Here is a 25,709-nt window from a genome sequence, read left to right on the forward strand (position 1 = left end):
AAGTCCTCACCGGGTAGTTATTTCGCCCATTTCAGCTCTATTTCATACCCGAAGGTCTCGCACCCATACTTGGTATTGTAGCGCATCGCCCTAATTGGTTCAACTAATCTGCGATTAAATTAAGCTCCAGCTTCAGCCCTATCTTAACTAAAACGACGAAAATCGCGCTAGGTGAGATCCAATAATTAAAAAAAACCCTGTAATGGGGGTTGACAAAATACATTAACTGTGCTATAGGCTCACAGCAAATAAAGCAGGATAAACAGAATAATCCAGATGACATCAACAAAGTGCCAATATAGTTCTGCGGCTTCGGGGCCAAAGTGGGAATCTTTGGTGTAGTGTCCATCTTTGGCGGAACGTACCAACACGCCACTAATGAGGAGAACGCCGAAAGTTACGTGCAAACCGTGAAAGGCAGTTAACACATAAAAGCAACTGGCGTAAAGGTTAGTAGTTAACCCAAACTCTAAGTTACTGTATTCATAAACCTGACCAGCCAAAAAGATAGCGCCCATGATAGCAGTGGCGGCGAACCAGACCCGTAAACCGGCTTGGTCATCGTTTTTAATGGCTTTGTTGCCGCGATTCATGACAAAGCTACTAGAAATCAGGATGAGGGTATTAATTCCGGGTAAGAGTAGTTCCCGTTCAATGCCTTCTGGGGGCCACTGTGCGGACATGGCGCGATAAATTAAATAAGCAGAAAACATCCCTAGAAAGATCATGCTTTCTGCGACTAGGAAAACGACGACCCCTAGAATACGATGATCTGGGTGTTCCTCATGGTGCTGCCCTGAAGAAGCGATCGCCTCTGTAGCTAAGTTGGTAGTAGTTTGGGACTTGTCAACTGATGTAAATTGCATGAAATTCTAATCCAAGTTGTGTAATACAAACTGCTAATCACGGCCGAACTTGAGAGGAAGTCCGACCGCTTAAATTAGGAATTTCTAGGGATGATTGTCAGAATCAGAATCCTGGATATCTCCTAGTAATGATGAAGACTGCGCCTCGGAAACGGGAACCCCGATTTCTTTATTGCGGGGGGGTACACCACTAGCCATTTCTTTGAGACGCGCACGAATTGACAAGGTTTTCTTCATACCATAGTCGTAGGGTCCAGTTCTCAATACTGGGGTGGTGTGGAAATTCTCAATGGGGGGAGGAGAAGAGGTCATCCATTCCAGGGTTAAAGCATCCCAGGGGTTTCCGGGTGCTTTGGGACCTTTTAGCCAACTCCAAACGGCATTGATGATAAAGGGAAAAGTAGAAACCGCCAGAATGTAAGTACCAATGGTACAAACCACATTGAGTTCTGTAAATCGGGGGTCATACATGGCAACCCGACGGGGCATTCCTTGCAGTCCCAAAATGTGCATGGGCATAAAGGTCATGTTAGCGCCAATTAAGGTCAGCACAAAGTGAACAATACCCCAATTTTCATTCATCATGCGCCCGGTCATTTTGGGGAACCAGTGGTAAATTCCGGCAAAAATACCAAATACTGCGCCGCCAAATAAGACATAGTGAAAGTGGGCCACGATAAAGTAGGTGTCGTGGACGTGGATATCAAAGGGTACGGAAGCGACCATGACTCCTGTTACGCCACCAATGACAAAGGTAGCAATAAAACCCATGGCGAACAACATGGCGCTATTGAGGCGGAGTTTGCCTCCCCAAATGGTGGCCAGCCAACCAAAGACTTTAATTCCGGTGGGAACGGCGATGATCATGGTGGTGATCATAAAGAACATCCGCAGCCAACCGGGAGTCCCGCTGGTGAACATATGGTGCGCCCAGACAATTAAGCCGAGGAAACTAATGGCGAGACTAGAATAGGCGATCGCCTGATAACCAAAAATCGGCTTACGCGCATGAACGGGGAGAATATCGGAGATCAGCCCAAAAAAGGGCAGAATCATGATGTAAACCGCCGGGTGTGAGTAAAACCAAAATAAGTGCTGGTAAACCACAGGGTCGCCGCCTCCGGTGGGGTTAAAGAAATTGGTTCCCGCCAATAGGTCAAAGGAGAGCAAAATCAAGGCGGCGGCGAGGACGGGGGTGGAGAGTAAAATCAGGGCGGAAGCTGCTATCATTGCCCAACACATAAGGGGCATATCATTTAGCCCCATGGTGGGTATACGCATTTTAAAGATGGTGACGGAGAAGTTGACGGCTCCTAAAATTGATGAGGTTCCCAATAGCAAAATACTGAGAATCCAAATTTCTTCGCCGACTTTACCTGTCACTAAACTGAGGGGAGGATAGGAGGTCCAACCCGCTTGGGGCGCTTCGATGAGGAAACTGGCTAATAATAGCAGTCCGCCGGGGGGAATTAGCCAGAAGGCGACGGCGTTAAGTTTCGGAAAAGCCATATCCCTGGCTCCAATCATCAGCGGAATTAGATAATTGGCAAATCCTGCCCCCGCCGGGACGATCCACAGGAAGATCATGATCGTTCCGTGGACGGTGAATAGACTGTTATACATTTCTGGATCGACCAGATCCGGGTCGGGGGTGGCTAGTTCGGTGCGGACTATACCAGCCATAAACCCGCCAATTAGATAAAAGATAAAGGAGGTGACCAGATATTGAATCCCGATCACTTTATGGTCGGTGCTGAAGCCGAAAAAGTCCAGAGGGCGACGTTCTCCCTCTTGGTTACTCATGGCTGAGTCGCCTGTGATGTTTATTTGTGCTTGAGCCATATATCAAACAGTGAAAGGGTTAACCTGAGTTGGGGCTATGTGTTCAGGAAATGATGAGATTTGGGCGCTAAAGTCCGACAACCCCATGGTGATGTCGCAACTGTGCGATCGCATTATGCTGCTCAATCCCCATTTGTGCCACATAAGGGGCGAGAAATTCACCCTCGGACATATCCCTGGGATTAGTGGCTACGGTGGGTTGTTGGTCTGGGTTGTTAGCAAAGCTATTTTCTGCTACCCAGGCTTCAAATTCTTCGGGGGTATGAACTACCATTGCTGTCCGCATGGCTCCGTGATAACCGCCACAGAGTTCGGCACAAACTACATTATAGGTTCCGACTTGGTTGGCTGTAAACCTCAGTTCGGTTGTGCGTCCGGGGATAGCGTCTTGTTTAAGGCGGAGTTCAGGAACCCATAAGGCGTGAATCACATCTTGGGCGCTGATGTTTAATTGCACTTCCTGACCAGCGGCTACATGAAGTTCGCCGGAAATTACCCCTTGATTTTGATAGTTAAAGATCCAGGCATATTGAAGACCATTAACATCAATAGTTATATCGGCAGGTGAGCCTATTCGTGAGGGAGATGCACCAATCCCTAGGGAGATTTGCTGACCTCCTGGGGTGATATCTTCTGCATCATATAAAGAAGCGGCGATCGCTGCTCCCGACATCTTAGCGTGATCCGCCATGGAATGGGAACCCGATGCCATAGGGTCTAGTCCCCCCATTTGGTTATATATGTCGAAACTATAAATTCCGATCCCCAAAACGATAACTGCTGGAATTGCCGTCCACACAATTTCTAGGGGAATATTGCCATGAATAGGGGGGCCGTCGGTATTGTCTCCGGGACGGCGACGGAACCGAATTAAGGAGACGACTAAAGCCCCCTCAACTAATAGCACCAAACCAAAGGCAATGGTCATCATCAAATCAAAAAGTTGATCGACCTCTGCTGCTTCGGGAGAAGCTGCTACAGGTAATAAGTCATGGTTCTGACCATACCAGAGGCTAATCAGAGTAATGGCAATCCCGACTAACAAAGTCCAGATTGAGCTAGGAATGTTCACGAAAACCCCCTGCTGTAAAAGTTCTATCGCCATCCTATCTTACAGCAATTGACCAAACTGCACAGATGACCCAGGGCGGCGGAGAGTGAAAGTTGCACAGTTGGGGCAGATAAGTCAAAATTATGCCATTGACTAGGTGTGAGACTCATGACCAATACTGTCTATCAGACTGACCAAATCTCAACCCAACAACTTCCTCAAGAAAAAATTCGCCGCCTGGTGTGGAAGCTATGTATCGCTACTTGGCTACTGATGGCTGTTGGTAGTGCTACTAGGGTGATGAATGCCGGATTGGCTTGCCCGGATTGGCCTTTGTGTTATGGTCAACTGGTTCCTACGGCTCAGATGAATTTGCAAGTTTTCTTAGAATGGTTTCACCGACTCGATGCCGGCCTAATTGGTTTGGGTACAACCTACTTAGTGGGTTTATCCTGGTGGCATCGACAACATCTTCCGGGCTGGATGCCTTGGGCTTCTACTTTCGCCCTGTTTCTGGTGGTGTTTCAGGGGGTTCTCGGTGGTTTGACTGTGACTGAACTATTGCGGTTTGATATCGTTACGGCTCATCTGGGAACTGCGTTATTATTTTTCTCGACCCTAATGGCGATCGCTTTTACTCTGATGCCTTATCAGGGAACTGGTAATGCTGGATATTTGCCCTGGGTGAGTCTGGCTGCTGCTGTCCTGGTATATCTCCAAAGCCTCTTAGGTGGCTTGGTCGCTTCTCAGTGGGCTTTGCATCAGTGTTTTGGTGCTTCTCAACTGTGCGGGGTGATGAATGGTCATATCCTGGGAGTAGTCCCGCCTACTTTGATGACTCTTTTTGTGGTGACTTTAGCTAGGCGTACTTCTGCCCTTAATCCGATGATACGACGATTGGCATTAGGGGCGGGTCTTTGTGTGATTGCACAAATTTTGTTAGGTGTGGCAACCTTTAAGCTACATTTACAGGTTGAACCTCTCACGATCGCCCATCAGGGCATGGGAGCTATACTATTAGGCATTTTAGTCGCTCTCACTGTTTTGGGATGCCGCGATCGCCAAGTGTCTCCCCAGGAAAATCGCCGATTTTTGGGGATATAACTCGATTTAATTGACCAAGGACTAGGGCCATTATCCCGGAAATATGGGCTCGGTGTTCTGATTAACTACTCATAACCAATTGATCCATGCAAGAGATTATTCAGACTAACTCATCTCGACACCACAATAACCCGCTACAAGTGCTGAAAAGCTACTATCAACTTACTAAACCTCGAATTATTTTGTTATTGCTGATTACAACGGCGGCGGGAATGTGGTTGGCTGCAGAAGGGGAAGTTGATCCTCTGCTGCTGTTGGTGACTATGGTGGGGGGAACCTTAGCTTCTGGGGCTGCTAATACCATTAACTGTCTTTACGACAGTGATATTGACTATATTATGGAACGTACCCGCTGGCGGCCTATTCCTTCGGGACGGGTTAAGCCTCGCGATGCCATGATTTTTGCGATCGCTTTAGCGATTGCTTCTTTTACCCTCCTAACTGTTTTTGCTAACCTCCTGGCTGCTTTATTGGCTATGTCCGGTATTGTCTTCTATGTGGCAATTTACACCCACTGGCTGAAGCGCCACAGTACCCAAAATATTGTCATTGGCGGCGCAGCCGGGGCTATCCCTCCCCTGGTAGGATGGGCAGCAGTTACCGGAGATTTGAGTTGGGCCGCCTGGTTGCTGTTTGTGATTATCTTTTTATGGACTCCTCCCCATTTTTGGGCCTTGGCTATTATGATCCGCGATGAATACCAGGATGTCGGTGTCCCTATGCTGCCAGTTATTGAGGGAGATGAACTCACAGCACAACAAATTTGGATTTATAGTCTGGTTTTGATTCCTACCAGTCTGTTATTGGTTTATCCCCTCCATACCAGTGGCTGGGTTTATGGGGCGATCGCTTTGGGGTTGGGGGCAGTTTTTCTCCAGAAAGCCTGGGAATTACTCCAAACTCCCCATAACCGTGATGTGGCGCGATCGCTATTCAAGTATTCTATTCTGTATCTGATGCTACTCTGTGCGGGTATGGTGGTTGATAGTCTCCCTGCTACCCATGAGATGACTATGGCTGTCGCGCACACTTGGCAAACTTGGATGGGAGTTAATAGTTGACAGTTCACCGTTGACCGTTGACAATTGATTCATTCCCCTATTCCCGACCTGACCGGGGGTAGGGGTTTTTGTCCTGATATGAAAGAAATTGATCAAGTCGTCGCCGCCTTGGAGAGTCAAGACTATCGAGAGGCGGCGAAATTACTTAAAAAATTACAAAAGGAATCGCCCCAAAATCCCTGGGTACAGTTTTATATCGGACGCTGGTATGAGGCGACCGATAAATTAGCGTCCGCTGAAAAGGTTTATCGAAAATTACTGAAAACTACCACCAATCCTAAAGTTATTGACCAGGCGCGTCAGGGGGTCAAGCGGTTAGAAGCTATTGAACAACAACGCCGCCAAAATGCGATCGCAGATGCTAAGACTAATCCCCGCAATTGTGAACCGGGAGTTTTGATATTAGAACCTATTGCGCCAGAAGATAAGCCAGAGGCTGCCAAAACTTTGGCACGGATTCTCAAAACTGATGCCTATAGCGCTCGGATGCAGTTACAAAGTAAAGGATGGCGACTTTATAAGACTGGAGAAATGGGAGAGTTGGGGGTGTATGGTCAAGAAATGCGATCGGCTAATATTCCCGTGTTTTGGGTGTCTTTAACTGACCTGGAAAAATTGCACGTTTTTCGGGTCTGTTATGTGCAATCTCTGTATCCACAATTGGGGGTGGTTTGTTTGGATGAAAGCGATCGCCTGGGAATGTTAAATTTGAATTGGTCCGAAGTTAGCCACCGTGTCGAAGGTTTATTACCTTTATTTGCCGAAACTATGGATTATGATCCTCGCCGCAGTAGAGGCGATCGCTTTCGCCACAAGGAAGTTACCCAGGACTATGCCAAAATCCATGATCTGCATTTACCAGGTCGTCATTCCATTATCAGGTTTTGTGATGTCACATTAGATTTTCATCAGGGTATTCAGTTGTCAACAGCCGAAAATAAACAAACTTCACGTCTTCAGTGGAATAGTTTATTAGATAGGTTTAATCAAAACCTGGACAATATACCAGTCTCGTCAGAATTTACCGCTTTTGCTGAAACCGTCTTGGATTATACACAACTTCTCAGTAGGATTAAATCTTATATCGATTTAGAACGACAGTCCGAGACTCCCTGGGACCCAGCCTTTCAGCTTTATAGTGGCTTGCTTTTTCTTAAATGGTCTCAGCATTAGCAATTATGCAATTACGGCCTTTACTTTTCGCTTCATAAAGCGCAGCATCAGCTAGTTTAATTAATGATTCTGGACTGCGATCGTGATTGGGGACTTGACAAGCAACCCCCAACGAGAGAGTCACATAGCCGGAAACCTCCGATTTCTGATGTTCAATTTCTAGGGCTCTGATCTGATGTTGAATTTTATCAGCTACCTGTAATGCTCCCTTAATCCCAGTATTAGGTAATACTATCACAAATTCTTCCCCGCCATAGCGACTAGCAAGATCCGTAGAACGTTGGGCACAATTTTCTAAGATTTTCGCAATTTGTTTAAGGCATTCATCCCCCATCTGGTGGCCGTAGGTGTCATTATAGGCTTTAAAAAAGTCTACATCACACATAATCACAGATATGGGTGCAGTTTCCCTTAATAACCTTTGCCATTCCCTTTTTAAGTGCAGATCGAACTGTCGCCGATTCGCCACTCCGGTTAATCCGTCTAGGCTGGCTAGGCGTTCCAATTCTTGATTAACTGTTTGCAATTTCGCGTGTAATTCTCCCTGTTGAATAGCTACAGCAATGGGAGTAGCAATAGACCGCAACGCTTCGATTTCCTCCGGTTGCCAACCTCGGGTATTATCGCACTGATGAATGACCAGTAAACCCCATAAACAATTGGGGTATTCAGTTTCCTGTGACCGCAAATCTGGGTGGCGATGAATAATCGGTAAAATTAGCTTAGACTTCACTTGCAACTCGTCTAATTCATTCCGTAAATTAATGGGAATATTGGCTTTATCAACATTAGATATAGACCAGATTTTCAGATAATTAGCAGCAGCCATCTCCGTGATAACTTCCGATAACCCAGAGTAGTTAATTGTCGTCCCTAACAAGGGTTTCCAAGGGGGGGATACTGACTCCATAACTACCCGATAATTGCCATCATTTTCTAGACGATAAATTAAAGCGCGATCGCTCACTAGAAATTCCCGAATTTGATTAACAGTACATTCTAAAACTTGTTCTAAATCTATACATTCATGAAGGCTTTGGACAATTGCCCTTAACATTCTTTCCCGTTCCGCATGACTCCATAGTTCTTGTTCTGCTTCCTGACGTTCCGTGATATCTGTGGAAACTACCAATAAATATGGGGTTTGACCATCATTACCAATTAACGGTATTTTGTTGGCCTGAAACCAACGAACTTCTCCATTATTTAACCTGACGGGTTCCGCGGCAATTAGTCGCGGTTTACCAGAAGTCATAATTTCGCGATCGCTTGCCAAAATATAATCATTTTTATACTGCTTATGATTCAAGTCTGAATGGGTTTTGCCCATCATATTATCTACAGTAGTTTCATATAAATTCGCCGTGGCACGATTAGCCAAAGTAAACCTTCCATCCCAATCTTTAATAAAAATCAGATTGGGATTAGCATCAATTACCATCCTTAGTAAAGCCCTTTGTTTTTCTAAAGCTAACTTCGCTATTTCCGATTTATGACTTTCAAAATTTAAACCTAAATCCTGTTCTTTGATTTGGTGTTTCTGACGCTGTAGAGTAATTTGATATCCTATGCGTTTCAGCATTTCTTGTTCATGGAAAGGTTGGGTGAGATAATCCGCCGCACCCACATCAAAAACCGTATGCTTATTCAACAAATCACCCCTGCTTTCCATGATAATAACTGGTATTTTTTGAAATTTTGCTTTCGATTTTAGCCAATTACATAACTCATAGCTATCTCCATCATGTAATTTACTGTCTAACAGAATTAAATTGAATGGCCATGATTGAATGGCATTATAAGCTGGTTTTAATCCTATAACCAGATGAACTTCATATCCATTATTTTGCAAGATACTTTGTGGTAAACTATGATTATCATTTCCCACATTTCCGGCAATCCATAGGATTTTACTTCGGTCTTCCATTAACTGATTCATAAGTCACCCTACTCAAAATCTAATAATTAGCCAAAATCCAGATTTTGAGTATCGCGGAAAAACTTAAATGGCGATGTCTATCAACCCAGATTTTTGGTCAAATTGTTGGCAGTTTACTCAACACAAAAGAAATGGGTTTCAAACAAACACCTTTGGCTTTTGATAAATTTGACAATCCATAATATATATAGTATTCCCAAAATCGATAGCATTATTACAGTGTCACATCCCAGAATTTGAAAAATAGATAAGTAAGTAAGACAGAGAGGACGGCTAGATACAGATATTGATCGAAAAAGCTGTCAGAGATTCGGCCCACTTGCGGCACATTCCTTGTAGCGCTATCAAGTATTAGGCAATTTTTATTAGCAAAAAATGTTAGAAAAAGCCAATTTCTTAATAAACATTTGAGATTGTTTGTGGTGGCTATTAAACCGAAGTCATTTAACATTTCAATACTGGCATAGGCTGTGTGGGGCTGTCAATAGGGTAGTTGCAATCACCCAATGGTCTTAACAAAATGCAACTATTTATTTAAATTTGGGGAAAGTAAAGTAAAACTGTGTGCCGACTCCGGGGTTGGACTCTAGCCAAATTTTGCCCCCATAGCTTTCAATGATTTTTTTACAAATGGATAAACCGATACCTGTACCGGGATACTTTTTGAATGTATGTAGACGGGTAAAGATTTTAAAGATATTCTCAAAATCTTTCGATTCAATACCAATACCATTATCAGCACAACAAAATATCCAGTTAGTGTCAGTTTCTTGACAGGAGATATTGATTGATGGTGCTAAATCATCAGAACGATATTTAATGGCATTACTAATGAGATTTTGGAATACTTCTGTTAGATGAATATGATTAGCTTTTATTTTGGGAAAATTATCATATTGAATAGTCGCATTGTTTTTATCGATTTCCAATCTTAAATCTATCAGTATCTGGGCTAATAATTGGTTGCAATCAATTAATTCTAAATTAGGAGAATGTGTATCACAACCACAATAAATCAATAAATCTTGAATCATCGTTTGCATCCGAATTGACGCATTAATAATATGATTAACATATTCTCTAGGTTTTTCTCTCAATTCATCATGACATTCAATCTGGAGTAATTGAGCAAAAGCCTTTAAGCTAGTCAGAGGTTGCTGTAGGTCATGGGATACCACAGAAGCAAATTGTTCAAGTTCCTGATTAGATCTGAGTAGTTGTTGATTTAGTTGTTCTAGGCGTGCATTTTGTTCGGCTAGTTGTCGCTTTTGGCGCACAATAGTAAGTTGATTTTCAACCCTAGCCAAAATTTCCAGTAATTCAAAAGGCTTAGAAATATAATCAACCCCTCCCACATTAAAGCCTTTCACCTTTTCTGATACATCTTTAAGCGCACTTAAAAAAATGATAGGAATATCCTGAGTTTCGGGTTGTTCTTTAAGGATTTTACAAACCTCATAGCCGTTTAAATTAGGCATCATGATATCCAGTAAAATCAAATCTGGGGGGTCAAATAAAGCTACATTTATGGCTTGTTTACCGTTAATAACCCGCCGAACATCATAACCATTTTCAGTTAACATGGTAAATAAAAACTGTAAATTTTCGGGTTTATCATCGACAATTAAAATATCTCCTTTATTTTGATTAACTGCTACATTATTCATGGGTATATGGCTCCATTAAATCAATAATTTGGTCAAAGTAAAGATGATTAACATACCAAGTTAAAGCTTGAATAATTACCGTATTATCTGGAGGAATTTCAGCAATTAAATCCCTAAGTTGAGACTCCCTAGCTGCCATAGCTGCTCGATAGAACTGTTGAATCCATTGATGGTCTAAAATAGCAATATCCTTTGTAGTTAAGCGAGGAGGCCCTAACTGAGTTGAGGAACGAGAGTTAGAGATAGATTTTGCATAAATATAGTTTACCCCAAGATTGACACTAATGCAATCAAGAAGGGTTTTAATATTAAAAGGTTTATGAATTAAGTCATTACAGCCTGTCGCCAGAATTGACGATCGCTCTGACTCAAAAGCATGAGCGGTAATGGCAATAATGATGGTAGACTGACCCTGTGGAGTTTGTCTAATCTGTTGGGTAGCTTGATAACCGTCCATCACTGGCATTCTCATATCCATTAAAATTAGGTGTGGATACCACAGTTGCCATAAATCCAAAGCCTGTTGACCATTTTCTGCTTCTTGTATTTGAAAACCCAAGGGAGTTAAAATATTAACTAATAGTTGGCGATGGTTAAAATTATCTTCTACCAATAAAATCCGATAATTTGGTTGATTAGGAGCGAGATTAATGCAGCTAATATCATCGATAGTTAATTCTTCTTCTGGGAGATATTCGAGGTCAATATTTTCGGAGTTAATCACTTCAACGGGGAGATTAAACATAAATTTTGCCCCACCATCTACCACACTAACAATGGTAATTTTGCCCCCCATTAAATTAACATATTGCTGAGAAATTGCTAAACCCAGACCAGTACCTTGTTGATGTCTGCGACCCACATCGGTTTGTACAAATGGTTGAAATAAGCGTTCTTGTTCGTCGGGAGTAATACCAGGTCCGGTATCTTCTACCTCAAAATAAAGTTGGCTAACAGAGCTAACAAATGATCCGCGCAGGGTGACATAACCAGCATCGGTAAACTTGATAGCATTATCTAGTAAATTGACCAAAACTTGCCGAAGTTTTGATTCATCAGTTTTGACATAATCCGGAATATCTTGATCTAACTGTATATCCAGAACTAAATTCTTAGAACTTGCCTTAATTTGGAGCATGGTATTAATCCGTTCTAGCAAAGTTCTCAGGTTAAAATTGGTGGGATTTAAGGTTACTGTTCCCGCTTCTATTTTGGATAAATCCAGGACTTCATTAATTAGGGATAATAGATATTTTCCTGATTGTTGGATAATTTGTAGATAGTCTTGTTGTTGGGAAGTCAGACCAGAATTTTGCCCCAAAAGTTGGGTAAAACCCAGAATAGCATTGAGAGGAGTACGCAGTTCATGACTCATATTAGCTAAAAATTCGCTTTTGGCGCGGTTGGCGGTGTCGGCGGCTTCTTTGGCTTGTTGAAGTTGGGTAAATAGTTCGGCTTGGTAGATAGCAACTCCTAACTGTCGAGCAATTTGGGTGAGTAATTTTACTTCATGGTGGAGCCATTTACGGGGTTGTTTTTGGTAAGTGGCTAACATACCCCATAGGGTGTCGCCTACATAGACAGGAACTCCTAAATATGCGTGAATATTGAGAGTTTTTAATAGTTTAATCTGACTGGCTGAAATGCTGCTATCTTGGTGACTATCAGCCATGACCACTTGACCGGATCTAAGATGCTTTACTACCAGTTTAATATGGGGAGTTTCTTGGTTCTTTTTCGCGGATATAATTCGCAAATCTGGTAATAATAAATGGTGGTAGTAATTGTCAGGGTTATTGAATTGATGAATCACGACGCTATCACATTGTAAAATTTGTTGTACATCTTTGGTAGTATTGTCAAAAATCCGATCTAGTTCTAAGGTTTGACTAATCTGTTGAATGAGTTGGGTAATTGCCATTTCCCTGACTAGGCTTTCTCGCAAGGCTTCCTCGGCTTGAGTTCGGTCATTTAATTCTACTTGTAACTGATGATAAAGTTCGGCTTGGTAAATAGCGATCGCCAATTGGGTTGCCAATTGTTTAAGAAGCTGAATTTCCCAATTTGCCCAGTTTCGCAGACGTGCTACATGATGGACAATTAACAGACCCCATAAATTATCTCCCTGATAAATTGGTACAGAAATCCGAGATTTTGCTTGCAGATTAAAGGAATAATGCTGCGGATAAAAGGCTCTAAGATTAGCATCATCATCATAGATAATTAATGGTTCTTTTTGGCTATCTTGTTGACCATGATTATACAAATAATCCTGATATTTACAGCCCCGAATTGTCTCAATTCCTGGCACAATTGATTCATGGGTAACAGTGGCTAAGTTTTGGTCATGACAGCGGAGAATCAACACCCGATCTAAGTTAAGTAAGTGACGCAACTCATTAACTGTATTTTGCAGAATATCATCAAGATTGAGAGATTGACTAATATGGAGGGTTAGTTGATAAAGAAGATGCTCTCTTTCCGCCTGTTGGCGTAGGTGTTCTTCGGTTTTTTTCCGGTTAGTAATATCTTCAGCAATGCGAGCAACTCTAACCACATCACCGCGCTCATTCTTAATAGGGAAAGCCCGATCGCAAATCCACAAAACATCACCATTAGGTCTAAATATGCGATATTCTATAAAGCTAGATTGAGCATATTCTTGGTCGGAAAAATTGACGATTACCGACTGTAAATCATCAGGATGTACTGCTTCTAACCAGGAGCCAGGATCATCATAAACACTCTGACAACTACGACCCCAAATTTTTTCGTAGGCTGGACTGATATAAAACAACTTGTCTCCCCTAGGACTGGTCAGCCAGAAAACATCTTGAATATGATTAACTACTTGGCTAAATCTCTCTTCACTTTCCTGTAGAGCTTCTTGGGTTTTACATCGCTCTGTAATATCCCGAAAACAAACTACATAAAACGGTCGTTGTAACCACTCAGTTTCAGCCACAGTCATTTCTACCATGACCAGTCCCCGTTTGGGGTTAATAATTCCTAATTCTGCTACATTTCCCACGGTTATTGGTAATCCCAAATGGTGGTTAATTAACTCTTCTGAAGTGCGCCCAAATAAATTTAATCCGGCGGGATTAACCGCATGAATTATCCCTTGGCAATCTACCATTAAAATACTGTCAGAAATACTATTAAAAATTATTTGTAAACGAGCTTCGCTTTCTTGCAGTTGGGATTCTATGAGTTTGTGGGAAGTAATATCTTGGGCGGTTCCTAAGACTTGTACAGCCAGACCATTGGCATCTTTGGTAAATGGCACTTCTTGCGATCGCAGCCAGCGATAGGAGCCATTTTTATGGCGTAGGCGGTATTCAATATCTAAAACTTCACCCTCTGATAAGGCTGAAACTTGCTCTAATATGGTTTCTAATATAGGTAAATCATCGGGGTGGATCTGCTCCCAATAAAAGCGATCGCCCAAATTGTGTAAATCTTCTGGTGTCAAACCAAGTATCTTAATTAATTGTTGATTTACATAAATATTTTTCAAGCTTTTGACATCATAAATATATATCAATTTTGGAAAACTATTAATTATGGTTTTTATGAATTTTGGGTTGTGATATAAATGGGTAATATTACAATTTTCTGCGGAGCAGTCAATTGGGGGATTATGGGCTTTACCTAAAGCTAAACTTAATCTTAGCGATCGCTCTATTTCCTCAAGAATAAGTCGATTTTTGGGCAGATAATCTGTAGCACCCATATTCAAAGCAGCTAGACCCGCCTCTGAGTTGTCAACTAAGGCAATAACTGGGATAGGTAGTACCCGATGAATCCAATCTGGGAGGGAATATGTAGTATAATCGATAATATAAAGATGATATTCAGGGAAATTATACTCTAAGGACTCCAAGGCGGGGGAGTATCGCTCTAATTTAACAGAAAGCGATCGCATAAATTTTAGCAACTGTCGGAGTTGGCCTTCGTAAACAGGATCATTTGTTACCAGGAGAATATTAAAGGATCCGTAGTTCATAACATTCTCAGCTTCTCTTGAGTAATAGTTGACAGGAAAGATCTGCGAACCCCAATTCACCCCAGAGTTATGGATAATTACCATTGTACCAGTATTTATACCAATATATGGTTTCTGATGTCACCCAGATTTTGGGGGTCAAACTGTTTATACATGATCAACACCTTAGTATATATTATGATAATTACTATGAACGGCAAAGCCTTACCTATTTTAGATATGGAATTTGAGTACCCTAATGATCCTGTACCCCTGAATTCACCCTTTTATATTGATCACCCGTCTATTGAAGAACTAGCCTACCGAGAAATACAGAAACCGGGAAGTGTGATCCGTATTCGTGCGCCTAGGAAAATGGGTAAAAGTTCTCTGTTGCAAAGAATCTTGTCTTATGGTAAACAGAATAATTATTATATAGTCAACTTAGATTTAAGACAAACTGAAGCCTCAATTTTATCAGATCTGAAACGTTTTTTGCGGTGGTTTTGTGCTAATGTCGGTCATTTCCTAAATTTACCATCTAGGTTAGATGACTATTGGGATGAAGATATCGGCAGTAAAGTTAGCTGTACAATTTATCTAAAATACTTGCTAAATTTAATCGACTCACCTCTGATTATAACCATTAATGAAGTTAACTATCTGTTTGAGTATCCCCAAGTGGCGGGGGAGTTTTTGCCGATGTTGCGCTCCTGGCATGAGGAAGCCAAGCAATCGGAAGAAATGCAAAAATTGCGATTAGTTATGGTACATTCAACGGAGGTTTATATTCCCCTAAAATTAAATCAATCTCCCTTTAATGTAGGACTCCCGATCCGACTGCCATTTTTCACACAAGAACAGGTGAAAGATTTAGCTAAACGTCATGGGATAGAGGATACTGATGGCAATTTAGTCACGTCATTAATGGATATGGTGGGAGGTCATCCCTACTTAGTTAGGTTAGCTTTATATCATCTGGTAGTCACCCCAGATAATGATAAAAAAAGCATAAGCGATCGCCTCCAAAAAATTATCAGCGAAGCCTATACTCAAGGGGGGATTTATCATCAACATTTGTGCGAACAATTAGCGATTCTTAAAGACCAAGCAGAACTATTACAAATTTTACAGTTGATTGTGATGTCTAATGACGGGATAATAGTCGAACCCATTGCAGCTTATAAATTGGAGAGTTTGGGGTTAGTCAGGCTAGAAGGAAATCAAGCGATCGCCAGTTGTCAACTCTATCGCCAGTATTTTAAATACTTGTATGAACAGGGAATATTTAATGAATATTCTCGCCTGCATCAATTAGAAGCCATGAATCAGGAACTTGAGAAACTCGCCAATATAGATGATTTAACCCAAGTCTCCAATCGTCGTTTTCTGTTTTCCTATTTAGAAAAACAATGGCAAAAACATAGTTATACAGGGGAAGTTATTTCGATAATTTTGTGTGATATTGACTGCTTTAAGCTGTATAATGATACTTATGGACATATTGCGGGGGATAAGTGCTTGCAAAAAGTCGCGAAAGTTCTCCAATCTAGTCTTCATCGTTCCACGGATATAGTAGCGCGTTATGGGGGGGAAGAATTAGCGATTATTTTACCAGAAACCACCTCAACGCTGGCTGTAAATTTAGCCAAAACCATTGGCCAAAATATTAAACTCTTGAATATAGTGCATAAAAATTCCTTATGTGCGGATAAAATTATTACCCTGAGTATGGGAGTAGCTAGTATAATTCCCCAAACCCACATCAACCACTTTTACTTAATGCAAGCGGCTGATGAAGCACTATATCAATCCAAAAATCAAGGACGCGATCGCATAACTGCTAAGGATCTAACTATCACCCTTTAGTCACCATTCCCGATCACCAGACTTTCCAGGTTCTCCCTGGCTTTGTAGTATGAATACATCTATTTATCAAGTTGGTGGAAGTTTACCCACACATCATATTAGTTATGTAGAGCGAGATTCAGATTATCAACTTTATCAGGCTTTAAAAGGGGGGGAATTTTGTTATATTTTTAATGCGCGCCAGATGGGTAAATCATCTTTAATGGTGCGGACTATGCACCGCTTACAACAAGATGAAATTATCTGTATCAGCTTAGATATGACTCAAGTAGGGGGGGAAATTATCAACCCTCAACAATGGTATAAGGGAGTTATTGTCAACCTGTGGCTGAGTTTGAAATTAAGAAATCAATTTGATTATAAACAATGGTGGAAAGACCATGATGATTTATCGTTAGTTCAGCGCCTAGAACAGTTTATTGACCAGGGAGTTTTAGCAAATATTTCCTGTCAAAAAATAGTGATTTTTATTGATGAAATCGACAATTTATTAAGCCTGAATTTTCCCACCGATGATTTCTTTGCATTTATTCGCTTTTGCTATAATCAAAGGGCGACTAACCCCGAATATAATCGCCTGACATTTGCGTTGTTAGGAGTAGCAACTCCGGGGGATTTAATTCGCGATCGCACTCGCACCCCTTTTAATATTGGTACAGCCATAAAACTGTCAGGATTTACCCCAGAAGAAGCCGAACCTTTAGCCGAAGGTTTAGAGGCTAAATTTGGTTGTGGAAAAACCCTAATTAGAGAAATTATCAAATGGACAGACGGACAACCATTTCTCACCCAAAAAATATGTAAATTAATGATGAATATAGTCCCCCAAAACGAAGCCCAGGACATCTTAAAAGGATTAGAGGGATTTTGGGTCGAGTCTATTGTCTATCGGTACATTATCGACCGTTGGGAATCTCAAGACGAACCGGAACATCTGCGAACTATTCGTAATCGTATCCTCTATAATCAGCGATTTGTCGGACGCTTACTGAGTATCTATCAACAGGTATTAGATAATCATCATATCAAGGCTGATGATAGTCGAGAACAAATAGAACTATTGTTATCAGGATTAGTCCTAGAAGAACAGGGCAATATCCGAGTCAAAAACCGCATATATCAAGCTATCTTTAATCGTGAATGGGTGCGAGAGCAATTAATGGTGTTAAGGCCGTATTCTCAAGCATTTGAAGCCTGGATAAAATCAGGAAAAACCGATGTTTCTCGTTTATTAAGAGGTCAGGCTTTACAGGAAGCCCAACATTGGTCTCATCATAAAAGCCTCAGTGATGACGACTACCAATTTTTGTCAGCTTCCACAGAATTAGATGCTTTAGAAATCAAAAAAGCCCTAGAAGCCGAGCGCGCCAAAACCATCGAATTGCAACTGGTATCCCAGCAGAAAACATCCCGACTGCAAAGATTACTGTTAGGGGCAGTTAGTGCAGGTTTTGCGATTACATTAATTCTAGGTTTGGCGACATTTTGGCAATATCGACAAGCGAAACTTAGCGAAATTCAAGCCCTCACGCAATCCTCGGAAGCCTTCCTCGCCCTCAACCGTCCTTTAGAGGCACTTTTACAAGCAATTAAAGCCAAAAAATCTCTGAATAAGCTGTGGTGGTCTAATGCAGAAATCCAGGCAAAAGTTGAGTCTGTGCTATCACAAACGGCTTATAGTATTCAAGAGTTTAACCGCTTTTCAGGACATAGGGGTTCCATTTATAATATTAGTTTCAGTCCTGATGGCAGATTAATTGCTTCTGTGGGTCAGGATAAAACGGTGAAACTGTGGCAGCCAGATGGTGAACTTTTGGCTAATATAAGCAGCTTTGAAGATGAAACGATCGCCATTAATTTCAGCCCGGATAATCACCTAATAGCGGTTGGTGTCCGGGATGGAAATGTGCAAGTTTGGAATGTTAAGCAAACTCCCCCCACCCTCGAATATTCCTGGAATGCACATCAACAACCCGTGATGTCCGTCGTCTTTAGTTTTGATGGTGAATTGATCGCCTCAGTTAGTCTTGATGGTAGTGCCAAACTGTGGAAAATCAACGGAGAATTACTCACCACCCTTAGCAATGATGGAATCCCACGGCGGGCGATCGCCTATAGTCCTAATGGTGAAATGATCGCCCTTGGTGGAGAATCAGGAATTATCGAACTTTTTAACTCCGATGGTTCCCTGTTAAAAAGCCTGCCAAATCATCAAAGAGAAGTGATGGCGATCGCCTTTAGTCCCGACTCTGATCACTTAGTTTCAGCTAGTCGCGATCGCACCATAAAAATCACCAATACCCAGGGAGAAATCCGGCAAAGCATCGAAAGCCATGATGATGAAGTTTGGGATATTGCCTTTAGTCCCGACGGCAAATTGATCGCCTCTGGGAGTCGTGACCAAACCGTGCGATTGTGGAAAAAAAGTCCCATAGATCAACTTTACTATCCCCGGGAAGTATTTCGCGGTCACGAAGGCGAAGTTGATGCTGTCTCCTTTAGTCCCGATAGCCAAACCCTAGTTTCTGGGTCTTGGGATCGGACTTTACGACTGTGGAAAATCGATCATCCCCTGATGACCAACTTTCAGGCTCATGAGGGAGAAATTTGGGATATTGTGTTTAATGCCACCTCTGGGGTCATGGCTTCTGCTTCTAGTGACCAAACCATCAAGTTATGGGACTTCATGGGAAACCCCCTAGCCACCTTGACAGGTCATATCACCAGAGTCAACCAACTCGCCTTTAGTCCTAATGGTAAATGGTTAGCCTCCAGTTCCCATGATGGTAGTGTGAAACTATGGAACTTGGCATCAAATTCAGTCCACCGTACCCTCACCGACCATCAAGCCAGTGTTTGGGGGCTGCAATTTACCCCAGATAGCCAGAAACTGGTGACAGCGAGTTGGGATAATACCCTAAAAATGTGGGACGAATATGGCGATATTGTCCAGGTTTTTAGGGGACATATCGGGGCGGTTTGGGGGGTTGATATTCGTTCCGATGGTGAGATGATGGTGTCTAGTTCCCATGATAATAGCGTCAAACTCTGGGGTTTAGATGGTAGATACCATTCTCGGTTAAATAGCCATCAAGATGGGGTCTGGTCTGTGTTGTTTAGCCCTGATGGTGATCTGATCGCCTCTGGAAGTCGCGATCGCACCGTCAAATTATGGCTGTGGAACCCCACCACACAAACCTATAACCTTTACCAGACCCTATCCGGTCATCAGGGTACAGTGGTTCAAGTAGCCTTTAGCAATAATGGACAATACCTGGCTTCTGCTAGTGACGATCAAACCGTCAGGGTCTGGAGTCGCTATGGTGATAGCTTAGTTCATTTGGGGGGAAACTGTGGCATGGTCAGAACCGTAGAATTTAGCCCCGATGACCAAATTCTGGCTAATGGGGGGGGTAATGGCACTATCACATTATGGCAAATTGACAAGATTTTAGGTCTCAATCCCCTAGAATATGCCTGTGGTTGGATAGGGGATTATTTACGCACCAACAAGAAGTTAGAAAAAAGCGATCGCCGTCTTTGTGAATTTTAGGGAAACGATAACTATGGATCTGCCTTCCTTTTTGTGGTTATGGAAAATCGCCGCCTGGTCTATGGGTCTTTCCATCACCGCTTATCTGATCTTAGCAATGACAGGGGGTTGGATGTTCACCTGTAGCCAGCAAAACGCTTCCCGTCCTCTGTGGTTGCGACCCCTTCATTATGCGATCGGCATGATTATGGTGGTTTTAGTTCTATTATTGTTAGCTGTGGGCATCATCGGAACTATTGGTCACTATGGGAACCTAGGACACTCTGTACATCTTCCGGCTGGTTTGACCGTCGTGGCTTTAGTCTTGCTTTCGGCCTGGAGTGCCCACCAAATTAACCCAGAAAAATCTTGGGCGCGATCGCTTCACATTACCATCAATGTTATTCTATTCTTTAGTTTTGCGATCGTCTCCCTCAGCGGTTGGGTCGTCGTTCAAAAATATCTGCCCTAATTTAACCTGCCCGAAAACTTAATCTGACTTAATCATGAACGGCAACAGTTTTAAACACCTGTGGTTTTCTATGATGGTTCTCCAGATCATGGCGACAATATTACCATCAACAGCGATCGCCAACCCAGACCTCCCCACCTCAGACACCTGGGAACAACTCCAACGTTACAGCCAGGAAGGCAAAAAAAAGCCCCAACAATCTCAAGTTACCTCCGTTTCCCAACTTAGCGACGTTCAACCCACAGACTGGGCTTTTCAAGCCTTACAATCTCTAGTAGAAAGATTTGGCTGTATAGCAGGTTATCCCGACGGAACCTTTCGCGGAAATAGGGCCTTAAGTCGCTATGAATTTGCGGCCGGAGTCAATACTTGTCTCGATCGCATTTCAGAAATCATCGCCGCCGAAACTAGCGATCGTATGACCCAAGGAGAATTACTCGCCGTTAAACGTCTCCAGGAAGAATTTGCCGCCGAATTAAGCCTATTACGACAGGACATTCGCCGCATAGATACCCGTCTCGACCAAATCGAGAATAATCAGTTTTCCCTCACTACTCAACTGCGAGGGGAGGCAATTTTCGCCCTAACTGATGCTTTTGGAGAAGACACCGGAACCGATCAAACCGTATTCCAAAATCGCATTCGTCTCGACTTTAACACCAGTTTTACCGGACGAGATTTGTTATTGACCCGCCTACAAAGTGGTAACGCCTCCAGCTTTAACCGAGGAGTTATCGGGGAGGGAACCCAAACCTTTAACATTGTCGGTGATACAGAAAATCAAGTTCAGCTAGAACGCCTATTCTATCAATTTCCCGTCAGCGATCGTCTTTATTTCATCCTCGCCGCCAAAGGAGTTACCTGGGATGATTTTGTTCCTACCCTCAACCCCTATATTGATGACTACGACGGCGGAAAAGGCAGTTTAAGCGCCTTTGGTCAACGTAACCCCATCTACCGACTCGGGGGAGGCGCTGGAATTGGTATCAATTATGAATTTCGCGATCACAGTTTAACCAGCATCTTCGGTCCCACATCCCTATCTGTCGGATATCTCACCCCCACCGCCACCAATTCACAACCATCACAAGGCTTATTTAACGGCGATTTTTCCATTCTGGCACAATTGACTGTTACCCCCACAGATAACCTACAATTTGCCCTAACTTATAACCATAGTTACTTTACCCCCGGAAACTTTGGCTTTGATAATGGTCAGAACAATGGCCCCGTTTTTAATCGCACCACCGGAGAAGTTAACCGCAATGCCTTTAACGGCTACACTGGTACTGGCATAGCTAATTCCCTGCTGGGATTAACCAACGGACTTAACCCCCTAGGGGTCGCCACAGGCGTTTCTAGTCATTCTTATGGCCTACAATTATCTTGGCGTGTTCACCCTCAAGTTATCCTCGGAGGTTGGGGAGGATATACCGCCGCTAGGGCTCGTGGTGTCGCTGATGGGCAAATTTGGAACTATGCTATCACTGTGGCATTACCTGATTTATTCCATGAAGGCAGTTTAGGCGGCGTGATCATTGGTCGGGAACCATATCTGGCTAATCTTGATGCTTCAGGAAGGTTGGGGCGTACCCTTCCCACTGACTCATCCTGGCATTTGGAGGGGTTTTATCGTTATCAGTTAAATGATTATCTTTCCATTACTCCAGGTATCATTTTGATTACTAATCCTAATCAAAGCGATCGACATCAAGACCTCGTAATTGGCACGATCAGAACTACCTTTACATTCTAGTACCCATCCGCTAGACCCCTTAACCACTGCCTCACATCTAAAACTGCCTTGATCAATTTTATCAATTATGGGAAAATTCACAATATCTTAACACTTACCACCTAGCCTAATCGTAGCTCGCCTATTCGTCTCTGAATTACACCAGGTTTATCCAATGTCCCCAATTTTTGATGCCATACCCCCAACCTATTCCGACATCATTTTGTGCTACTATCAAAATGCCACCACTAAATTAGAAATTATCCGAATTTCTAATATCCCCGGATGGTACTTTGAACACATTCTCTTTCCCGGAGAACGCTTACTTTTTGAAGCAGTTACCGAAGCGAAACTTGAGATTTATCGAGGCGATCGCGTAAAGCCAAACCTCGCACAAGTAGTCCCCTGTATAGATTTAGCCACCAAAGAAAATCAAATAGCAGAACCCCATTTAGTCCTTGGCTGCGGTTAATAATCCATAAGCCAGCAGTGTTGACGGGTGCGGTACCAACGTAGGGGCGCGCCTCCGCAGTTAGTCACATTATTACCAAACCCGCCCTCTCTCCCCCAAAGTTCAAGAAACCCGGTTTCTAACCAATTATTAATTATTAATTATTAATGATTAATTATTCATAATGTCGATGCACGAGTTTTAGTGTCCCCAGCCATGTCCCATTGTCACCCTATTGACAAAAGAGATATTTTGTGGATATATTCGTGAATGATGCGCCATTATCCTCTCTATAGCCGAGTTTCTCCCCCACAGTTCAAGAGACCCGGTTTCTTTGAGAAACCGGGTTTCTAACCAATTATTAATTATTAATTATTAATTATTAATTATTAAATATGCGTCTTCCCTTTCCTCAGTTTGAGATCAACAACCGTCACCATAACCACTTTGCCGAGGTGATAGAAACATCAACCTCCGAATTTTTAGCCCAGTGTTTAGAACCAGAAGACCTCAGTTTTCCAGTAATGCCCCCCTTTGGTAGTTGGGTAACAGCAATTGATGAGGAGTCCAATAATCGCGTCTATGGCGTAGTTTACCACGCCACCACCAGCCCCATTGACTCCGTACATAGAGCCAGGGCTTTAGGCTTATCCCTGGAAGAATTGCGGGAACAGCAGCCCCAAATTTTCGCCATGTTGAAAACAGAATTTAAGGCTGCTATTGTCGGCTTTGAGAAAACCTCCGGGGGGCTAAATGGTTCCACACCACAACGGGGACAGATTTACCAATATATCCCCCCCCGACCTCCCCAAATTCATCAAGCTGTGTATCGGTGTGAGTCGGAGGACATAGTTTATTTTAGCGAAAGCCTGGATTTTTTAGCCAGCTTACTACAAGTGATGAATGCCCCGGTAGACTCTTTAGTGGCAGCAACTATCCGGGAAATATATCATAAGCGAAATTGCGATCGCAGTTGGTTAATTGAAGCCGGACGGTCTATTAGTGTCCTGCTCAAAGATGATTACGATCGCCTGCGAATGATTTTAAAACAAATTCACCCCTAATAGTATGAGAATTAATTTAATATCGAATTTGTAATGTCACCGAAGCCCTAACCTCTTGTTCCCCTCCAATAACAGGGGTTGAAGCCTCTGGGGCGCTGGCTAAAGCGTCCGATCGCATCATCGGTCTAGGAACAGGGCTGCTGATATGATTGATCTGAATATTGACAATTTCCCGGCGGTTCAAGTTCAAGGTATCTAACACAGTATCAGCCTGTTGCTGGGCTTGTTGAGTCGCCAACTGTAGGGCTTGTTTGTGGGCGGCAGTCAGATCAGCATCAGCAGCCACAAAACTAATACCATCAATGCGAGTAGCGCCAGCATTTACCGCCTGATCAAGTAAGTTCCCAACCTCCTCCGTTTTGAGGCGAAACGTCACGCTATTGGTCGCGCTATAGCCGATTAACTCTCGTTGGTTATTGCGATGGTTATAGTTGGGGTTGAGGCGAATTCCCGCCGTTTCCAACTTTTCAACATTGCGCGATCGCAGTAATTCTACCACCGCTGATGTACGTCTAGCCGCTTCTTGCTGAACCTCTTGGGCTGTTCTCCCTTGAACTTCCACCCCAAGCTGTACCTGAGTTAACGTCGTGGGAATAGTCACGATACCTTCACCACTGACCGTTAATGTTCTCGCCATTTGTTCCTGGGCGACCACCGGAGGGACAAAAGGAAGACTGATAAACCCCAAACCCAAGGATAAAGCAGCGATCGCCCCCCAGGGGTTGATAGAATTACGAGATAAGCGGGTTGTATTCATGATGGTATTTCTCCCCTGAATTATAGGCTGGATAAATGTGTCAAAGTTTGCTAACCCCAAAAATCGCATAACTTCCAGGCTGCTATAGCCAAGATGTTCAGCAACCGTCTATCTGTTTCATCCTATCAGTTCTTGATTCAGGACATATCAATAAACATGGGATTTCCTTTATCATGGCTTTTCCATAGCCCACTAGGTAGCACCAAATCACCAGTGAAACCCCAGCCGCCAAAATTCGACAAAGGTTCTCATCGACCATTATGCGCTCGGATGAGAGAAAACCCAAATGTCATCAACCAGTTTATTAACCGTCTACTCTTACATCCCTATAAAAAAATCAGTCTTTTATCTCCTGTAACTCTAGCTGAATAAGGATTCTAGGGCTTCACTTCTAGGAGACCGCCAATCTTATTAATCCTGTCTAAGTTGGGATAGTATCACCTAGGATTCAGAAATCACATAATCACCCTCGTAGATTCTAATTGTAGAGTCAAATTCGAGTGATGCTTATCTCACAATTAGTCAGCCTAGCCCTGCTAACTGTTTTACCTCCCTTGAGTTTAATGGCTTCTAAGCCAGCCTGGGCAGATTACATTAGAGCAAATCCCCAAAATGTCTTTATTATTAGCGTCGAAAATGCCACTCATAATATCAATGAAGCACCGGTTATCACTGATTTTGATTGGTTTCATGGGGATAAAATTGGTTTGACTGGTGGCTTAACAGAAGAGGACTTAGATTATCAATTACTCATTGATTTTAACAATGATGGATTTGCCAACGATACAGTCATCCGTCTGCGGGAAACTCAGGAAATTTTGGGGGTGGTAATGAATGCCGATGATTTTGTCTTAGATGGTGAATTTATCCCCATATCATCATACCAGATTAAGTCCTGCATGAAACAGGACAACATCCTTAATTGCAACTTTAACTTTCCTCAGATTAGGGAATAATGACAGGTAGACACTTAAAACCCCTATCTTTCTTGGGGAGAGGGGTCAGGGGTGGGGACAAAAGAAACCCAGTTTCTAAGTAACCCTCCACTGGGGAAGGGGAAACTGATACATTTACGCGACATTTTTCCGGTTGTTCCCGGACAATGCGACGATAGCACTATTACCCGTTAAGGTAACAG

17 protein-coding genes and 1 pseudogene are annotated in these 25,709 nt (G+C 42.8%); 10 read left to right on the forward strand and 8 right to left on the reverse strand.

Annotated features, from left to right (window positions below; genetic code table 11):
- Nucleotides 1–239: 239 nt before the first annotated feature.
- The 3 genes from ACTIE0_RS12795 to ACTIE0_RS12805 form a co-directional block, all read right to left on the reverse strand.
- On the reverse strand, nucleotides 240–866 hold the full coding sequence (locus tag ACTIE0_RS12795) for a cytochrome c oxidase subunit 3 (RefSeq protein ID WP_006624861.1): 627 nt from the start codon (nucleotides 864–866) through the stop codon (nucleotides 240–242).
- A gap of 84 nt (nucleotides 867–950) precedes the next feature.
- Entirely contained in the window at nucleotides 951–2,708 is a 1,758-nt protein-coding gene (gene ctaD, locus ACTIE0_RS12800) for a cytochrome c oxidase subunit I (RefSeq protein ID WP_006624862.1), read from the reverse strand.
- 67 nt (nucleotides 2,709–2,775) lie between these two features.
- Nucleotides 2,776–3,813, reverse strand: a complete 1,038-nt coding sequence (locus tag ACTIE0_RS12805) for a cytochrome c oxidase subunit II (RefSeq protein ID WP_006668207.1) — start codon at nucleotides 3,811–3,813, stop codon at nucleotides 2,776–2,778.
- A gap of 114 nt (nucleotides 3,814–3,927) precedes the next feature.
- Here ACTIE0_RS12805 and ACTIE0_RS12810 point away from each other — a divergent pair, with 114 nt between their 5' ends.
- The 3 genes from ACTIE0_RS12810 to ACTIE0_RS12820 all read left to right on the forward strand — a co-directional run bounded on the left by ACTIE0_RS12810 (nucleotide 3,928) and on the right by ACTIE0_RS12820 (nucleotide 7,097).
- Nucleotides 3,928–4,863: a COX15/CtaA family protein gene (locus ACTIE0_RS12810; RefSeq protein ID WP_006624864.1), complete on the forward strand. Its 936-nt coding sequence runs from the start codon at nucleotides 3,928–3,930 to the stop codon at nucleotides 4,861–4,863.
- An 86-nt stretch (nucleotides 4,864–4,949) separates the two neighbouring features.
- Nucleotides 4,950–5,924, forward strand: a complete 975-nt coding sequence (locus ACTIE0_RS12815; RefSeq protein WP_006624865.1) for a heme o synthase — start codon at nucleotides 4,950–4,952, stop codon at nucleotides 5,922–5,924.
- Nucleotides 5,925–6,002: 78 nt separating this feature from the next.
- Entirely contained in the window at nucleotides 6,003–7,097 is a 1,095-nt protein-coding gene (locus ACTIE0_RS12820; protein ID WP_006668208.1) for a tetratricopeptide repeat protein, read from the forward strand.
- Here ACTIE0_RS12820 and ACTIE0_RS12825 read toward each other — a convergent pair.
- The 3 genes from ACTIE0_RS12825 to ACTIE0_RS12835 form a co-directional block, all read right to left on the reverse strand.
- Entirely contained in the window at nucleotides 7,078–9,036 is a 1,959-nt protein-coding gene (locus ACTIE0_RS12825; RefSeq protein ID WP_006668209.1) for a diguanylate cyclase domain-containing protein, read from the reverse strand. The two genes, ACTIE0_RS12820 and ACTIE0_RS12825, sit on opposite strands and share 20 nt — an antisense overlap.
- A gap of 530 nt (nucleotides 9,037–9,566) precedes the next feature.
- On the reverse strand, nucleotides 9,567–10,703 hold the full coding sequence (locus ACTIE0_RS12830; protein ID WP_006624870.1) for a sensor histidine kinase: 1,137 nt from the start codon (nucleotides 10,701–10,703) through the stop codon (nucleotides 9,567–9,569).
- Complete coding sequence (locus ACTIE0_RS12835; RefSeq protein WP_235720144.1) at nucleotides 10,696–14,712, reverse strand: GAF domain-containing protein; 4,017 nt, start codon at nucleotides 14,710–14,712, stop codon at nucleotides 10,696–10,698. Before ACTIE0_RS12835 ends, ACTIE0_RS12830 begins: the two co-directional genes overlap by 8 nt.
- A gap of 177 nt (nucleotides 14,713–14,889) precedes the next feature.
- On the opposite strand from ACTIE0_RS12835, the gene ACTIE0_RS12840 reads away from it, so the two are divergent.
- The 6 genes from ACTIE0_RS12840 to ACTIE0_RS12865 all read left to right on the forward strand — a co-directional run bounded on the left by ACTIE0_RS12840 (nucleotide 14,890) and on the right by ACTIE0_RS12865 (nucleotide 23,814).
- Nucleotides 14,890–16,560, forward strand: coding sequence for an AAA-like domain-containing protein (locus ACTIE0_RS12840; RefSeq protein ID WP_241081019.1), 1,671 nt, complete (start codon nucleotides 14,890–14,892; stop codon nucleotides 16,558–16,560).
- A gap of 49 nt (nucleotides 16,561–16,609) precedes the next feature.
- Nucleotides 16,610–20,113 carry a WD40 domain-containing protein gene (locus ACTIE0_RS12845; RefSeq protein ID WP_006668214.1) on the forward strand — a complete coding sequence of 1,168 codons (3,504 nt, stop codon included), beginning with the start codon at nucleotides 16,610–16,612 and terminating at the stop codon, nucleotides 20,111–20,113.
- Nucleotides 20,114–20,126: 13 nt separating this feature from the next.
- Nucleotides 20,127–20,564: a DUF4079 domain-containing protein gene (locus ACTIE0_RS12850; RefSeq protein WP_006624874.1), complete on the forward strand. Its 438-nt coding sequence runs from the start codon at nucleotides 20,127–20,129 to the stop codon at nucleotides 20,562–20,564.
- Between the two features lie 34 nt (nucleotides 20,565–20,598).
- Complete coding sequence (locus ACTIE0_RS12855; RefSeq protein WP_006624875.1) at nucleotides 20,599–22,320, forward strand: iron uptake porin; 1,722 nt, start codon at nucleotides 20,599–20,601, stop codon at nucleotides 22,318–22,320.
- Between the two features lie 154 nt (nucleotides 22,321–22,474).
- Nucleotides 22,475–22,771, forward strand: coding sequence for a DUF1830 domain-containing protein (locus ACTIE0_RS12860; RefSeq protein ID WP_006624876.1), 297 nt, complete (start codon nucleotides 22,475–22,477; stop codon nucleotides 22,769–22,771).
- A gap of 374 nt (nucleotides 22,772–23,145) precedes the next feature.
- Entirely contained in the window at nucleotides 23,146–23,814 is a 669-nt protein-coding gene (locus ACTIE0_RS12865; protein ID WP_006624877.1) for an HAS-barrel domain-containing protein, read from the forward strand.
- A gap of 16 nt (nucleotides 23,815–23,830) precedes the next feature.
- Here ACTIE0_RS12865 and ACTIE0_RS12870 read toward each other — a convergent pair whose 3' ends face one another.
- Nucleotides 23,831–24,640, reverse strand: coding sequence for an SIMPL domain-containing protein (locus ACTIE0_RS12870; protein ID WP_006624878.1), 810 nt, complete (start codon nucleotides 24,638–24,640; stop codon nucleotides 23,831–23,833).
- Nucleotides 24,641–25,074: 434 nt separating this feature from the next.
- Between ACTIE0_RS12870 and ACTIE0_RS12875 the strand changes: the two genes are divergently transcribed.
- On the forward strand, nucleotides 25,075–25,527 hold the full coding sequence (locus ACTIE0_RS12875; protein WP_006624880.1) for a hypothetical protein: 453 nt from the start codon (nucleotides 25,075–25,077) through the stop codon (nucleotides 25,525–25,527).
- Nucleotides 25,528–25,641: 114 nt separating this feature from the next.
- On the opposite strand, the pseudogene ACTIE0_RS12880 reads toward ACTIE0_RS12875, so the two are convergent.
- Nucleotides 25,642–25,709: pseudogene (locus tag ACTIE0_RS12880) on the reverse strand (zinc ribbon domain-containing protein); the annotation flags it as partial.

Origin of the sequence: Limnospira sp. (assembly GCF_051859755.1) — a bacterium.
In the GTDB taxonomy this organism is placed as follows: Bacteria; Cyanobacteriota; Cyanobacteriia; order Cyanobacteriales; family Microcoleaceae; genus Limnospira; species Limnospira fusiformis.